The organism is Microbacterium sp. (assembly GCF_031178525.1).
Taxonomy (GTDB): Bacteria; Actinomycetota; Actinomycetes; order Actinomycetales; family Microbacteriaceae; genus Microbacterium.
Window position 1 is genome coordinate 1 of record NZ_JAPSJA010000051.1, and the last position, 12,949, is coordinate 12,949.

At 70.7% G+C, this 12,949-nt stretch carries 13 protein-coding genes; 6 read left to right on the forward strand and 7 right to left on the reverse strand.

Translation table 11 applies throughout. The annotated features are described in order from the left end of the window. Nucleotides 1–66: 66 nt before the first annotated feature. The gene (locus RIF89_RS05395) at nucleotides 67–777 is read right to left on the reverse strand and encodes an ABC transporter ATP-binding protein (protein ID WP_309068117.1); all 711 of its coding nucleotides are present in this window, start codon (nucleotides 775–777) and stop codon (nucleotides 67–69) included. Continuing rightward, nucleotides 764–1,546 carry an ABC transporter ATP-binding protein gene (locus RIF89_RS05400; protein ID WP_309068118.1) on the reverse strand — a complete coding sequence of 261 codons (783 nt, stop codon included), beginning with the start codon at nucleotides 1,544–1,546 and terminating at the stop codon, nucleotides 764–766. The genes RIF89_RS05395 and RIF89_RS05400 overlap by 14 nt, the downstream gene beginning before the upstream one ends. Before the next feature lie 170 nt (nucleotides 1,547–1,716). Here RIF89_RS05400 and RIF89_RS05405 point away from each other — a divergent pair, with 170 nt between their 5' ends. After that, nucleotides 1,717–2,484 carry a DUF1932 domain-containing protein gene (locus RIF89_RS05405; RefSeq protein ID WP_309068119.1) on the forward strand — a complete coding sequence of 256 codons (768 nt, stop codon included), beginning with the start codon at nucleotides 1,717–1,719 and terminating at the stop codon, nucleotides 2,482–2,484. 50 nt (nucleotides 2,485–2,534) lie between these two features. On the opposite strand, the gene RIF89_RS05410 is transcribed toward RIF89_RS05405, so the two are convergent. Further along, a complete protein-coding gene (locus tag RIF89_RS05410) occupies nucleotides 2,535–3,938 on the reverse strand; it encodes an aminomethyl transferase family protein (protein ID WP_309068120.1) in 1,404 nt (467 codons plus the stop codon). Between the two features lie 165 nt (nucleotides 3,939–4,103). Here RIF89_RS05410 and RIF89_RS05415 point away from each other — a divergent pair, with 165 nt between their 5' ends. The 4 genes from RIF89_RS05415 to RIF89_RS05430 are packed head-to-tail and all read left to right on the forward strand — an operon-like array spanning nucleotide 4,104 to nucleotide 7,641. Next, nucleotides 4,104–4,859 (forward strand): PIG-L deacetylase family protein, encoded by a 756-nt coding sequence (locus RIF89_RS05415; protein ID WP_309068121.1) that lies wholly within the window; start codon nucleotides 4,104–4,106, stop codon nucleotides 4,857–4,859. Nucleotides 4,860–4,885: 26 nt separating this feature from the next. After that, a complete protein-coding gene (locus RIF89_RS05420; RefSeq protein WP_309068122.1) occupies nucleotides 4,886–5,587 on the forward strand; it encodes a 4-carboxy-4-hydroxy-2-oxoadipate aldolase/oxaloacetate decarboxylase in 702 nt (233 codons plus the stop codon). Continuing rightward, nucleotides 5,580–6,668 (forward strand): 4-oxalomesaconate tautomerase, encoded by a 1,089-nt coding sequence (locus RIF89_RS05425; protein WP_309068123.1) that lies wholly within the window; start codon nucleotides 5,580–5,582, stop codon nucleotides 6,666–6,668. Before RIF89_RS05420 ends, RIF89_RS05425 begins: the two co-directional genes overlap by 8 nt. Before the next feature lie 25 nt (nucleotides 6,669–6,693). Further along, entirely contained in the window at nucleotides 6,694–7,641 is a 948-nt protein-coding gene (locus tag RIF89_RS05430; RefSeq protein WP_309068124.1) for a VOC family protein, read from the forward strand. A 58-nt stretch (nucleotides 7,642–7,699) separates the two neighbouring features. Here RIF89_RS05430 and RIF89_RS05435 read toward each other — a convergent pair whose 3' ends face one another. Beyond that, nucleotides 7,700–8,053 carry a Fe-S protein gene (locus tag RIF89_RS05435; RefSeq protein ID WP_309068125.1) on the reverse strand — a complete coding sequence of 118 codons (354 nt, stop codon included), beginning with the start codon at nucleotides 8,051–8,053 and terminating at the stop codon, nucleotides 7,700–7,702. A gap of 46 nt (nucleotides 8,054–8,099) precedes the next feature. On the opposite strand from RIF89_RS05435, the gene RIF89_RS05440 reads away from it, so the two are divergent. Next, a complete protein-coding gene (locus RIF89_RS05440; RefSeq protein WP_309068126.1) occupies nucleotides 8,100–9,500 on the forward strand; it encodes an NAD(P)/FAD-dependent oxidoreductase in 1,401 nt (466 codons plus the stop codon). Nucleotides 9,501–9,554: 54 nt separating this feature from the next. Here the strand turns inward: RIF89_RS05440 and RIF89_RS05445 are convergent, their stop codons facing one another. From RIF89_RS05445 to ribA, 3 genes are all read right to left on the reverse strand, one after another. Beyond that, nucleotides 9,555–10,985: an MFS transporter gene (locus RIF89_RS05445; RefSeq protein WP_309068127.1), complete on the reverse strand. Its 1,431-nt coding sequence runs from the start codon at nucleotides 10,983–10,985 to the stop codon at nucleotides 9,555–9,557. A 192-nt stretch (nucleotides 10,986–11,177) separates the two neighbouring features. Continuing rightward, nucleotides 11,178–11,675 carry a 6,7-dimethyl-8-ribityllumazine synthase gene (gene ribH / locus RIF89_RS05450; RefSeq protein ID WP_309068128.1) on the reverse strand — a complete coding sequence of 166 codons (498 nt, stop codon included), beginning with the start codon at nucleotides 11,673–11,675 and terminating at the stop codon, nucleotides 11,178–11,180. Further along, nucleotides 11,672–12,949: GTP cyclohydrolase II (ribA, locus tag RIF89_RS05455; RefSeq protein WP_309068129.1), on the reverse strand; the 1,278-nt coding region annotated here is incomplete at its 5' end. The genes ribA and ribH, both read right to left, overlap by 4 nt.

Genomic DNA, 12,949 nt, shown 5'->3' on the forward strand with positions numbered 1-12,949 from the left:
GCGAGCGCCGCGTAGATCGAGCCCATGGCGAGGCCGTCGACGACAAGCTGGATGAAGGTGCCCACGTCAGCCTCCCAGGTACGCGCGTCGGATCTCGTCCCGGCCCTTCAGCTCGGCCGACGTGCCGGTGAGCACGCTGCGGCCGGTCTCGAGCACCGTCGCGGTGTCGACGATGCTGAAGGCGAGGTTGGCGTTCTGCTCGACGACGAGCATCGCGATGCCCGATTCGAGGCGGAGGCGGCGGACCGCCTCGTAGACGTTCTTGGCCGTGCTCGGCGCGAGCCCCAGGGACGGCTCGTCGAGGATGAGCAGGCGCGGCTTGGCCATGAAGGCACGGCCCACGGCGAGCATCTGCTGCTCGCCGCCCGAGAGCGCGGACGCGTTCGAGGAGATCCGCTCCCGGAGGTTCGGGAACAGCTCGAGCAGATAGTCCATGTCGGCGGCGAGCGCTCGCCGGTCCTTGCGCAGATACGCCCCGACGAGCAGGTTCTCGCGCACCGTGAGGTTCGGCAGCGTGCCGCGGCCCTCCGGCACGTGGGCGATGCCGCGTGCCGCGACCTGATCGGGTCGCAGCCCGCGGATGTCCTCGCCGTCGAAGACGATCCGGCCGGTCGTGCGCACGACCCCGCTGATGGCCCGCAGGGTCGTCGTCTTCCCGGCGCCGTTCGCACCGAGGATGCCCACCGCGCCGCCGTCGGGAACGCTCAGCGAAACGCCCTCCAGCACCTGCACGGGTCCGTAGGACGCCGTGACGTCGACGAGCTCAAGCAGCGTCATCCGCGGCGTCCTTTCCGATGTAGGCCTCGATCACGCGCGGATCGGACTGCGCCTGGGCTGCCGTCCCCTCCATGAGCTTGCGCCCGTGGTCGAGCACGACGACGCGATCGGTGAGCGCCGAGATCAGCCCCATGTGGTGCTCGACGATCACGACCGTCACGTCGGCGTGAGCGCGCAGGTCGCGGACGGTCTCGATGAAGCGCTCCACCTCGCCGTGCGAGAGGCCGGCGGCGGGCTCGTCGAGCAGCAGGAGCCGAGGCCGCATCAGCAGGGCGCGGCACAGCTCGACGCCCTTGTGCAGGCCGTGCGACAGCTCGTCGGCCGCGAGGTTCGCCGCCCAGCCGAGACCGTGCGTCTCGAGCAGCGCGAGCGCCTCGGAGCGCAGCTCGCGCTCGCGGCGGCCCGTCGGCGGCACGCGCAGCGACCACGCGAGAGGGCCGCCCGGCAGTCGCGTGTGCGCGCCCAGCACGACGTTCTCGAGAACGGTCGCGTGCAGCTGCAGCGCGGGGTGCTGGAACGTCCGGGCGAGGCCGTGGCCGGCGAGGCGAGACGGGCGCAGTCCGCTCACCTCGGCGTCGTCGATCGTGATCGATCCGGAACTCGGGCGGTAGTGGCCGCTGATGCAGTTGAACAGCGAGGTCTTGCCGGCGCCGTTGGGGCCGACCAGCCCGAGGATCTCCCCGGGCTCCGCCGTGAAGCCGACGTCGTGCAGGACCGAGACTCCGCCGAAGCGGAGGTTGACATCCTGCAGGGTGAGTCGTGCGGCCATCGCCTCGGTCTTCCGTGCGTCGTTGCAGTGGGTGCAGGCGGGGCTCCCGCGGAGAACGTCTGCCGCGTCGGGTCGGAGCGCCGGTGCTCGTACCGGAAGGCTATGGAGGTCGGACCTGAAGTGTCAACAATCGTGTCGCAAATCTGCCTCGGGGACGTAGGGTGACGGCCATGACGCGGATCGCGGTGATGGGGCTCGGTGAGGCGGGCAGCCTCTACGCGCAGGGGCTCGCCGCCCTCGGTGCCGAGGTGAGGGGGTTCGATCCGCATGTGGATGCAAGGGCGAGCGGGATCGCGCAGCGGCCGCGCCTCGAGGAGTGCCTGGAGGGCGCTGAGCTGGTTCTCAGCCTGGTGGGTGCGCGGGCCTCGGTCGACGCCGCGCGCGACGCCGTCGCGCGGATGGCGCCCGGCACGCTGCTCGCGGATCTCAACACCTCGGCGCCGGAGACGAAGCTCGAGGTCGCGCGGATCGCGCGGGCCTCGGGGATGGGGGTCGCGGATGTCGCTGTGCTCGCTCCGGTACCGCGCGCGGGACACCGCACGCCGCTGCTCGCGAGCGGCGATTCCGCGCACGACTTCGCCGCCCGCATGCGCCCCTTCGGCGTGCCGGTCGACGTGGTGCCGGGCGGCATCGGCGACGCCGCGAGGCGCAAGCTGCTGCGCGCCGTCTACATGAAGGGCGTGGCCGCCGTGGTGGTCGAGGCGCTGGAGGCGGCGCGCCCGCACGGCGCCGAGGAATGGCTTCGTGCGCAGATCGCGGACGAGCTCGGACCCGACGGCCCGGCCGTCCTCGAGCGCATGCTGGCGGGCACGTACCGGCATGCCGAGCGCCGCGAGCACGAGATGCGCGACGCCGTCGAGCTGCTCGAGCGCTCGGGGAGCCCGGCCGGCATGACGCGCGCCACGCGTGCGTCGCTGCAGCGCATCCTCGAGGGCTGACGGCGCGCCCCGGGCGGGCCCTGCTGTCGCCGGGCCGCCCGAGGCCTGGCTCAGAGCCGCCCGCTCGAGCGCCAGCCGCCCTGATAGGTCTCGCGCGCGACGGTGGCGTACGGCACGGGGCTGACGATCGCACGCACCTCGATCGGCCGGTGCGGCTCGACCGTGGTCTTGCCCGAGCCGCCATCGGGCTCGCCCCACACGACGCGCACCTCGGCGCCCTCCGGCACGTCGCGGTCGACGGTCGCGAGCGACAGTCCGCGCTTCTCGTTGGCGGTCACGCCGGTGAACAGCGACAGGCCGATGTTCGTGCCGTCCGCGTCGATGACCGTGTCGAAGTTGCTCGATCCGTAGTTCGCATTCGGCACGTCGAAGAACTGGTAGCCCTCGCTGTCGCGGTCGATCACGGATGTGAGGATCTTCGCCAGGTCCTCGTCGTTCCAGGCGAGCGTGACCTTGCGGCGCTGCTGTTCCGGCTCGAGCTTCTCGAGCGCGTCGCGGCCGATGAAGTCGTGATCGAACTTCACGAACGATCCGTACCCCAGCTCCCAGGGGTTCAGGTAGTAGTCCTCGATGTCATCGGAGACGAACGAGCCGGCGATCGCGTTGATCGCCTCGTAGCTCGTCGTCGGCAGCCACTCGCGGTAGGCGCGCTCGGCTTCGCTGGAGTAGATCGCGGGCAGGGGCGAGGGGATCCAGCCCGACTCGAGTGTGTTCGACGAGTACGCCCGGGATCCACACGGCTCGATGCCGAACTCGGCTCCGGCCTCGAGGATCGCGTCCCGGATGAGGCCGTGGTCCTCGTAGGGGCCCCACAGCTCGAGGCCGGGCGCGCCGGCCATGCCGTGCCGCAGCGTACGGACGCGGCGGCCCGCGATCTCCAGGTGGCCCATGTGGAAGAACCTCACCTTCTCGAGCGGGCCGCCGTTGAGCTTCTCGATGATGTCCCACGCGCGTGGTCCCTGAATCTGGAAGCGGTAGTACTCGCGGTGCACCGCCTGTCCGTACGGGCGCGACGGCGATCGGTCGTCGTAGCGGAACTCGACGTCGTAGCCGCCGGTCTCGGCGTGGAACTGCAGCCAGTTCGCCCCCGGCGCGCGTCCGACGTAGACGTAGTCGCGCTCGTCCTCGTGGAACAGGATGCCGTCGCCGATCACGCCGCCGTTCGATGCCGTCGGGACGAACTGCTTGGCGGTGTCCACGGGGAAGTTCGCGAAGCTGTTGATGCCGGTGTCGCTCAGCAGCTGCAGCGCGCCGGGGCCGGACAGGAAGAAGTTGACCATGTGGTGGGTCTGGTCGTAGAGCACCGCGGTCTCGCGCCACGCCTTCTGCTCGCGCCGCCAGTTGCTGAACTCGCTCGGCACGACGGGGTAGATGTACGTGCCCAGCCGCGAGTTGCGCAGCATCTCGACCGTGTCGCCGCGCTCGTCGAGCAGCTCCTGCAGATTGTTCGCCATGAGGATCCTTCGGAATCGGACTGCGTTGTCGGTCGCAGGATGACACGGATTGGCGACGATTTTCTACTACGTTCCCGTAGACAGGATTGTCGACAATCCTTGACCGGCGCCGACGAGGGCTGGTTCACTGGCTCCTGCAGCACCCCGAGAACGAACGGATCCGCCATGCCCGAGACATCATCGTCCCTGCTCGTCGTCAGCGCGCATGCGGGCGACTTCGTGTGGCGCGCGGGCGGCGCGATCGCCGCTGCGACGTTGCGCGGGGAGCGGGCGACGGTCGTGTGCCTGTCGTACGGCGAGCGCGGCGAGTCGGCGAGTCAGTGGCTCGCGGGAAAGCCCCTGGAGGAGATCAAGGCGATCCGTCGCGCGGAGGCGGAGGCCGCAGCCGCGGCGCTCGGCGCGGACATCGAGTTCCTCGACCTCGGTGACTACCCGCTGCTCGAGAGCCGGGAGGCCGTCCAGCAGCTCGTCGACGTGATGCGCCGCGCGCAGCCGACCGTGGTGCTGACGCATCCGCTGTCGGACCCGTACAACGGCGACCACCCGGCGGCCGCGCGCATGGCGCTGCAGGCGCGGGTGCTCGCGCAGGCGATCGGAGTGGCGAACGCCGACGGCTCGTACCCGTCGAAGGACGACATCATCGGCGCACCGCCGGTGTTCTTCTTCGAGCCGCATCAGCCCGAGCAGTCCGACTTCAAGCCCGATGTGCTGCTGGACATCACGGAGGCGTTCCCGCGCAAGAAGGCAGCGATGGAGTGCCTGCCCGCCCAGAAGCACATGTGGGAGTACTACACGGCGCTCGCCGTGCGCCGCGGCGTGCAGGTCAGGCGCAACGCGGGGCCCAACCTGGGGCTGCCCCACGACACGATGGGCGAGGCCTACATGCGGTACTACCCGCAGGTGACGTCGGTGCTGGAGTGACGGTCGAGGCGGGCAGGAGGGGCCGGATGAGCGAGCTGGGGATCGTCGTCACCGACATCGCGCGCGTCGACGCGGCGACGGTCGACGGCCTCGCGGTGCACGGCGTCGCGACCGTGCATGAGGCGATGGGTCGCACGGGTCTCGCGGGTCCGTCGATCCGGCCGATCCAGCAGGGGGCGCGCGTGGCCGGAACGGCGGTCACGGTGCTCAGCTGGCCAGGCGACAACCTGATGATCCACGCGGCGATCGAGCAGTGCCAGGCGGGAGACCTCCTGGTGGTCGCGACCACGTCGCCCTCAGCGGACGGCGCGTTCGGCGATCTGTTCGCCACGGCGCTGAAGGCGCGGGGCGTGCGGGGACTCGTCACCGCCACGGGCGTGCGCGACACACAGGATCTGCGCGACATGGGATTCCCTGTCTGGTCGAACGGCGTGCACGCCCAGGGCACCGTCAAGGCGACCGCCGGATCCGTCAACGTCCCCGTCGTGGTGGACGGCATGCTCGTGCACCCGGGCGACGTCGTGATCGCCGACGACGACGGCGTGGTGTGCGTGCCGCGCCGCGAGGCCGCGAGCGCGCTCGCCGCGGTCGAGGCCCGCGTGACGAAGGAGGAGGCGGACCGCGCCGCGTACGCCGGTGGCGGCGAGCTCAGCCTGGACCGCAAGGGGCTGCGCGCGCTGCTGTCCGACCTCGGCGTGCGCTACGTCACCCAGGCCGAGCATGGCTGACGGCATCCGCTGCATGCTCATGCGCGGCGGCACGTCGAAGGGCGCCTACTTCCTCGCGTCCGACCTTCCGTCGGACCCGGCCGAGCGCGACGACCTGCTGCTGCGCATCATGGGCACGCCCGACCCGCGGCAGATCGACGGACTCGGCGGAGCCCACCCGCTGACGTCCAAGGTCGCCATCGTGTCGCCCGCCGCCGATCCGGAGACGGATGTCGACTACCTGTTCCTGCAGGTCGGCGTCGACGAGGCCCTGGTCACCGACCGGCAGAACTGCGGCAACATCCTCGCCGGCGTGGGCCCGTTCGCCGTCGAGCGGGGTCTCGTCGCGCCGGCGGCGGATCGCACGAGCGTGCGGATCCGGATGGTCAACACCGGCAGCGTCGCCACCGCGACGTTCGCGACCTCCCTCTCCGACGGGCACCGCGGTGTCGTCGACTACGACGGTGAGCTCGCGATCGACGGCGTGCCCGGCACGGCCGGCGTGATCTCCCTGGACTTCGAGGGAACCGCGGGCTCGTCGACGGGCGCGCTGTTCCCGACAGGAGCGGTCGCCGACGACCTCGACGGGATCCGCGCGACGTGCGTGGACAACGGGATGCCGACCGTTCTCATCCGCGCGGACGATGTCAGCGTGTCGGGCGACGAGGATCCCGCCGCGCTCGAGGCGGATGCCGCGCTCAAGCAGAGGCTGGAGCGCCTCCGCTTCGCCGCGGCCGAGCGCATGGGGCTGGGCGATGTCAGCGAGGCCACGGTGCCGAAGATGGTGCTGCTGAGCGCGCCGCGCCACGGCGGCGCGATCGCCACGCGCAGCTTCCTGCCGCACCGGGTGCACACATCGATCGGCGTGCTCGGTGCGCTCACCGTGGCAGCCGGTGTGCTCGCCGAGGGGTCCGTGGGGCGCGAGCTCGCGGCGATCCCCGGCACGGGCGACGCGTTCGTCATCGAGCATCCCACCGGGCACTTCGACGTCGACGTCGCCGTGTCGCGATCCGGGGACACCTGGACCGTCGACCGCTCGGCCGCGCTGCGCACCGCTCGCAAGATCTTCGAGGGCACGGTGTTCCCGCGCCCTCGTCCGTGAATCCCGCCGTCAGAGAGGACAGCCCATGACCGACTCCACCGCATTCGACGTCGCGCACCTGGCGAACGTCGAGCTTTTCACACCGGAGTTCGAGGGGAGCCTGTGGTTCTTCCGCGACCTGCTCGCGATGCGGGTCGTCGCCGAACAGGACGGCTCGGTCTACCTGCGCACGTGGGACGACTACGAGCTCTACACGATCAAGCTGACCGCGAGGGAGAAGGCCGGCGTCGGCCGCACCTCGTTCCGCGCAGCGAGTCGGGAGGCGCTCGAGCGCCGCGTCGCCGCGATCGAGGACATGGGGCTCGGCGACGGCTGGGTCGACGGCGAGGTGGGCACGGGCCGCACCTTCCTGTTCCACGATCCTGACGGTCACGAGATGGGCATCTACTACGAGACCGAGCGCTATGTCGCGACCGACGACAAGCCCGCGCTCAAGAACCAGGCTTCGGCGTTCCCCGGGCGCGGGGTGAACGCGCGACGCATCGACCACATCAACTACCTCGCGAAGGACGTCGAGGCGAACGGAGCGTTCCTGGCGAAGGCCCTCGGCATGCGCGAGAGCGAGCGGATCCGCAACGACGACGGCAGGTTCGCGGCCTGGTGGTTCCACTTCTCGCTGAAGTCGTACGACGTCGTCTACTCCGACGACTGGACGAAGCACGGCAACCGCCTGCATCACATCGCGTTCGCGCCCGACACGCGCGAGGACATCCTGAAGGCCGCCGACATCTTCCTCGAGAACGGCATCCACATCGAATCGGGCCCGCACAAGCACGCCATCAACCAGACGTTCTTCCTGTACGTCTGGGAGCCCGGCGGCAACCGCATCGAGTTCGCCAACGCCGGCGCCCGCCTGCTGCTCGACCCCGATCAGCCGGTCGTCGAGTGGTCGCAGGAGGAGCGCAAGAAGGGCCAGGCGTGGGGCATGAAGACCATCGAGACCTTCCACACCCACGGCACGCCACTCGTCTAGGCGCTCAGGCCGCCGGCCTCGGCTTTCGCGATGGTCCGCGCGGATGATGCGCCGGCGGTCACCAGATGACGGCGAGACCCGCGTTCAGGAGGATCAGCGCGCCGATGAGCCAGAAGGTCCAGGCCGGCATCGGCGTGCCCTTCTTCGCGCGTGAGCGGCCGGCGCCCGTGAGGCCGCCGATGACGACCAGCACGACGAGCTTGATGCCGATCTTGGTGTAGTTCAGCTCGCCGTCGCCGAGACCCCACGGCGCGGACAGCGCCAGACCCGCGACCAGCGAGATGCCGAGCCCGTAGTCCATCGTGCGGCTCGGCACGTACCGCTTCGCGAACGCCTCGACGGCCCATGACCCGAACAGGATGGCGAATCCGATCAGGTGGATGAGGACGACCACGTCGCGCAGGGTTTCCATAGGTTCACGGTACCGCGCGGGCGAAACCGGGCAGTACGTTCGGCACATGAGCGTGCGCGAGACAGACGTCGTGGTGATCGGCGCAGGGCCCGTCGGCGAGAACGTCGCCGATCGGGCCGTGCGAGGCGGACTCGAGGCGGTGATCGTCGAGTCCGAGCTCGTCGGCGGCGAGTGCTCGTACTGGGCCTGCATGCCTTCGAAGGCGCTGCTGCGTCCCGGGGCCGCGCTGCGCGCCGCGCAGGCGGTCGCCGGCGTGACGGGTGGCACGCTCGAGCCCGCGAGGGTGCTCGAGCGCCGCGACGGCTTCGCGGCGAACTGGGACGACTCCGGCCAGGTGCGCTGGCTCGAATCGGCCGGGATCGCGCTCGTGCGGGGTCGCGGACGGGTCGCGGGCGACAAGCGCGTCATCGTGGAGAGCGAGGACGGCCGGACCGAGCTGATCGCGCGGCACGCGGTCGTGATCGCCACCGGCAGCGAGGCGCGGATCCCCGACATCCCGGGGCTGCGGGACGCGCGGCCGTGGACCAGTCGCGAGGCCACGTCGGCACAGGAGGTCCCCGGCAGGCTGGCCGTGCTGGGCGGCGGCGTCGTCGCGGCGGAGGTCGCCACGATGTTCGCCGATCTGGGCAGCACCGTCACGCTGCTGTCGCGCAGCCCGCTGCTGCGCTCGCTGGAGCCGTTCGCGGGCGAGGCCGTCCGCGACGCGCTGCGCGCCCGTGGCGTGACCGTGCGCGAGGACGCGAGCCCGGCCGAGGTGACGCGACAGAGGGACGGGTCCGTCCGGCTTCTGCTCGACGACGGCGAGCTCGTCGTGGACGAGGTCGTCGTGGCGATGGGGCGCACGGTACGGGTGCGCGACATCGGAGTCGATGAGCACGTGAACGATCACGGCCTGCTCGAGGTCGACGACACGCTGCGGGTGCGCGGCTCCGAGTGGCTCTACGCGGTGGGGGACGCCGCCGGGCGCGTGCTGCTGACCCATCAGGGCAAGTACGAGGCGCGCGCCGCCGGCGACGTGATCGCTGCGCGCGCGAAGGGCGACCCGGTCGACGACGCACCGTGGGGCCGCCACGTCGCCTCCGCGGATCACGCGGCCGTGCCGCAGGTGGTCTTCACGGACCCCGAAGTGGCCTCAGCGGGGCTCACGGCCGCCGAGGCCGAGAAGCGCGGGCTGCGCGTCCGCGTGATCGACTACGACCTCGCCGGCGTGGCGGGGGCCGGCTTGATCGCCGAGGACTTCGCCGGCCACGCCCGCGCGATCGTGGACGAGGACCGCGGCGTGCTCGTGGGGCTCACGCTCGTGGGTCCCGGCGTCGGCGAGCAGATCCACGCGGCCACGATCGCGATCGCCGCCGAGGTGCCGCTGCGGCGTCTGTGGCATGCCGTGCCGGCGTACCCGACGCTCAGCGAGTTCTGGCTGCGGCTGCTCGAGGCCTACGGTCTCTAGGACGCGAACGGGCCCTCCCGCGAGAACGCGGGAGGGCCCATTCGGAGGGCGGTGTCAGAGCACAGTCGCCTCTGCGGCGACGAGGTCCTCGTCGTAGTCCACGTCCTTCGTCTCGCGGGACAGGATGAGCGCGATCAGCGTCAGCACGCCCGCGGCCGAGAGGTACAGACCCACGAGCCACGGGTTTCCGCCGCCCCACGCCCACAGCACGACGGCGACCAGCGGCGCGAGCGCGGCGCCGAGGATCGACGACACGTTGTAGGCCACGGCCGAGCCGGTGTAGCGCACGTTCGTCGGGAACAGCTCGGGAAGCAGAGCGCCCATCGGGCCGAACGTCGAACCCATCAGCGCGAAGCCGATGATCAGGAACACGAGCGTGAGCGGCATCGTCGCGGCACCCTGCGGCAGCAGGAACACAGGGAACAGCGCACCGAAGACGATGATCCCGATCGTCACGCCGATCAGCAGCTTGCGACGTCCGATCCGGTCGGCGAGCGGGCCGGCCAGCAGCGTGAAGATGCCGAAGAACACCACGCCGATGATCTGCATCAGCACGAACTGCACGTACGAGAACCCGAGGCCGGGCACCCACGGGCCGGCGGCCGCGGCGTCGTAGGTCTCAGGCGCGACGGGCGCCTTCGTGCCGTACGAGAGCAGGAAGCTCGTGAGCAGGTAGAACAGCACGTACGTCGCCAGCATGATGAACGTGCCGAGGATGAGCTGCTTCCAATAGCGGCGGAACGCCTCGCCGAGCGGGAAGCGCTTGATCGCGCCCTTGGCGGACGCCCTCTCGAAGGTGGACGACTCGACGAGCTTCAGCCGGACCCAGAGGCCGATGATGACCATGACGGCCGAGAACAGGAACGGGATGCGCCAGCCCCACGTCAGGAACGCCTCGGACGGCGCGCCGGCCTCGCCGGGCATCGAGAAGTTGATGAGGAGGAACAGGCCGTTGGCGATGATGAAGCCCAGGGGCGCGCCCAGCTGCGGGAACGTGCCGTACAGGGCGCGCTTGCCCTTCGGGGCGTTCTCGGTCGCCACGAGCGCGGCGCCCGACCACTCGCCGCCCAGCGCGAAGCCCTGCGCCAGGCGCAGGACGAGCAGCATGATGCCGGCCCACACGCCGATCTGGTTGTACGTCGGCAGCACGCCGATGAGGAAGGTCGCGATGCCCATCACGAGCAGCGACACCACGAGCGTCGTCTTGCGGCCCACGCGGTCGCCGAAGTGCCCGAACGCGATCGCGCCGATCGGACGCGCGACCATGGCCGCGCCGAAGGTCGCGAACGATGTCAGCAGCGACGTCGTCGGGTCGGCGGCGGGGAAGAAGAGCGCGGGGAACACGAGCACGGCGGCCGTGGCGTACGCGTAGAAGTCGTAGAACTCGATCGTGGTGCCGACGAGGCTCGCCGTGATCACGCGAGAGCGCGAGTTGGCGGGTCCGGTGGCGGCACCCGATGAGGGGGTGTGAGCTGCGGTAGTCATGTCTTGCCTGTCTGGGGAACTGCGGGAATCTGTCGGCGAGCGCCGACAGGGCAAGATGACAGCTTATTCGCGGCGGAAGGCCACTCCTGCGCGGTTACGCGGATCGATCCGATCCCTCGTTGCGCACTTTTCATACTGCTCACCGAAAACAACAAGGGTCCGGCGATCTGCCGGGCCCTTGTCGGAGTGAGGTCAGTCGTGATCGTCTTCGAGGCGCAGCGCGCGCAGCTCGCGCAACGTCAGCGCCGTGCGGACCGCCGCATCCGCGGCCTCGGCGCCCTTGTCCTCCCGGGAGCCCTCGAGGCCCGCGCGGTCGCGTCCTTGCTGCTCGTCGTCGAGGGTGAGCACGCCGAAGCCGACCGGCTTGCCGGTGTCGAGCGCCACGCGCGTGAGGCCGTCGGTGGCCGCGGACGACACGAACTCGAAGTGCGGCGTGCCGCCGCGGATGATGACGCCCAGCGCGACGACCGCATCCGCGCCCGCATCGAGGGCCGCCTTGGACACGACCGGCAGCTCGAAGGATCCGGCCACGCGCACCAGGTGGTGCTTCACGCCCGCGGCGTCGAGCGTGCGCCGCGCGCCGGCGATCAGGCCGTCCGTGATCTCCTCGTGCCACGTTCCCGCGACGATCACCACGTCGAGGTCCGATCCGTTCACCGCTTCCCGTACGGGAGCGCCCTTGCCGCTCATCGCTGGCCTCCTTCTTGCATGCGTGCGATCGCGTCGGCGAGCTCCTCCTCGCCGATGATGTGTCCCATCCGGTCGCGCTTCGTCTCCAGATACTGGTGGTTGTTCGGGCCGACCCCGACGATCAGCGGAACCTGCTCCACCACGTCCAGGCCGAAACCGCGCAACTGAGCCACCTTATCCGTGTTGTTGGTCAGCAGCCGGATCTTCTCGACCCCGAGGTCTGCCAGGATGCCGGCCGCGGCGGCGTAATCGCGCGCGTCGGCGGGCAGGCCCAGGGCCGTGTTCGCGTCCACCGTGTCGAGGCCGCGCTCCTGCAGGGCGTAGGCGCGCAGCTTGTTGATCAGGCCGATGCCTCGCCCCTCGTGGCCGCGCATGTAGATGACGACGCCGCCCTCCTGCTCGATCGCGTCGAGCGCGGCCTCGAGCTGCGGACCGCACTCGCATTTCAGCGATCCGAACGCCTCGCCCGTCAGGCACTCCGAGTGCACGCGCACGAGCGGGGCCGGCGCCGTCAGGTCGCCGGAGACGACCGCGATGTGATCGGTGCCGGTCTGGCGGTCCTTGTACGCGAGGAAGCGGAACGTGCCGTGCGCGGTGGGCACCTTCGCATCAGCCCGCAGGCTCACCTGTCGCCGCGTCGCGGGGCGGTCCGCGCCGCGCGGGTCGAGCAGGTCGAGGTGGGCGATCAGCTGCTCGATCGTGATGACAGGGATGCCCTCGCGTGCTCCGAGCTCGATCAGGCCGGGCAGGCGCATCATGCTGCCGTCCTCCGCCACGAGCTCGCCGATCACGGCGACGGGCTGCAGTCCGGCGAGCCTCATCAGCTCCACCGACGCCTCCGTGTGGCCCGCGCGGTCGCGCACGCCACCGGGGACCGCGCGCAGCGGCAGGATGTGACCGGGCCGGATCAGATCCTTCGCCTCGGAGGACGGATCGGCGAGCACGTTGAGGGTACGCGCGCGGTCGGACGCGCTGATGCCCGTGGTCACTCCCGAGGCCGCGTCGACGCTCACCGTGTAGGCGGTCGAGCGGGCGTCCTCGTTGATCTCCACCATGGGGGGCAGATCGAGGCGGTCTGCGACATCGTGCGGCATGGGCGCGCAGAGGAAGCCGGACGACCAGCGCACGGCCCACGCGATCCACTCGGGGGTGGCGAGCTCGGCCGAGAGCACGACATCGCCCTCGTTCTCGCGGTCCTGGTCGTCCGCGACGATCACGGGTCGGCCGGCGCGGAGCGCCTCCAGCGCCTCGTCGATCGTGGCGAGCGGGACCGC